A 1,432-nucleotide genomic window follows, 5' to 3' on the forward strand; every position below is an offset into this window, starting at 1 on the left:
CTGCTGACGCTGATCAGGCACGCTTCGCCGGAAATCCATCCGGCGCTGAAGCCGCTGCTGGATAAAGTCGCTTAGGCGCTCTTAAATCGTCTTACAAAGGATGATGTTGGAATGGCCTTCGGGCCATCCGGTGAGTTCGGCGATGCGCTCGAAACCGGCCTTTTCGTACAAGCCCGGCGCCTGGAAGTCGTGGGTCGAAACCCATATCCGCAGGGAGCCGCGCGCAGCGGCCTCCGCGACAAAGGCATCAAGCAGCTTCCTGCCGTGGCCAAGGCCGCGATAAGTTTCGTCGACCCACATCAGCGTGAGCTCGGCGATGCCGGCCCAGGAATGACCGGCGGCGATCCCGACGACGCGCCCTTGCTCATCCCGCAAGGCAAAGGTGAGGGCACGGTCGTCGTCACGACCGGTCAGCCGTCGGTTGTCGTCATGCAGACGCTCCTCGACGGCATCAAGCTCGGCGGACGGCAGATCGTGCTCGGCCCGCAGGCGAGGGATCATCAAATCCCGCCATACCAGTCGTAGCCATTATCCTCCCAATAGCCGCCGCGGCCGCCGCCGATAGTGGCGAAACTGTCGACCAGCTCGATCTTAGAAATGTATTTTGGCATCTTGTAGCCGAGCTGGCGCTCGACCCGGACGCGCAGCGGCGCGCCGTTCTCGACCGGGAGCGGCTTGCCGTTGAGACCGTAGGCCAAAATGGTCTGCGGATGGCGGGCATCGATCAGGTCGATGGTGCCGTAATATTTGATGTCGCCGGACAGGCTCTGCTCGATCGTGTCGAGGCAGTGGAACATGACGTAGCGCGCCTGCGGCTTGACCACCGCCTGGTCGAGCACCAGCGACAGCGGCGTGCCGGTCCATTTGGCGATGCAGCTCCAGCCTTCGACACAGTCATGGCGGGTGATCTGGGTGCGGCTCGGCATGTTCTGGAGCTGCTCGCGGGTCAGCGACAGCGGCTTCTCGACCAGCCCGGTGACCTCCAGGCGCCAGTCGGCGAAATTGTTGGCGAGCAGACCCTTGTAGGTGTCGTCATCGGGCGCCGTGACGCCATTCGGCCGCTGCGGCTGACGGATATCGGCCTCGGTGAATTCCGGCGCCAGCGCGTCGCGGCCTGCAAGAAAGCGCTGCGCGCGGTAAGTCAGACCGTTGGCGTTTTCGAGGAAGCTGCGCAGGCCGCCACCAATGCCGAGACCGCTGTCGAAGGCGTCGCAGCCCGATAATGCGATGCCTGACAGGCCGAGGCTGCTCGCGGTCAAGAATTTACGGCGGCTGATCTGGAATTTTGCCATCTCAGGCGCTCCTCTCGGTCGGCTGGTCGTGCTTTGCGGGCGGGTCGGTGCGGTACCAGCCGGTGATGATCGAGCGCAGCTCGTTGATCGGGCCGGCGGCCAGGATCATCAGGATGTGGACGATGAAGAAGAGGACGAGC

General features: G+C 63.6%; 2 protein-coding genes. Both read right to left on the bottom strand.

Annotated features, from left to right (window positions below; all coding sequences use genetic code 11):
* Positions 1-81: 81 nt before the first annotated feature.
* Positions 82-501: a GNAT family N-acetyltransferase gene (locus EOA24_RS37830; RefSeq protein WP_126082369.1), complete on the bottom strand. Its 420-nt coding sequence runs from the start codon at positions 499-501 to the stop codon at positions 82-84.
* Positions 501-1,292, bottom strand: a complete 792-nt coding sequence (locus EOA24_RS37835; RefSeq protein WP_126082370.1) for a molybdopterin-binding protein — start codon at positions 1,290-1,292, stop codon at positions 501-503. The genes EOA24_RS37830 and EOA24_RS37835 overlap by 1 nt, the downstream gene beginning before the upstream one ends.
* Between the last annotated feature and the right edge of the window lie 140 nt (positions 1,293-1,432).

This window comes from Mesorhizobium sp. M2A.F.Ca.ET.039.01.1.1 (assembly GCF_003998035.1).
Lineage (GTDB): Bacteria > Pseudomonadota > Alphaproteobacteria > Rhizobiales > Rhizobiaceae > Mesorhizobium.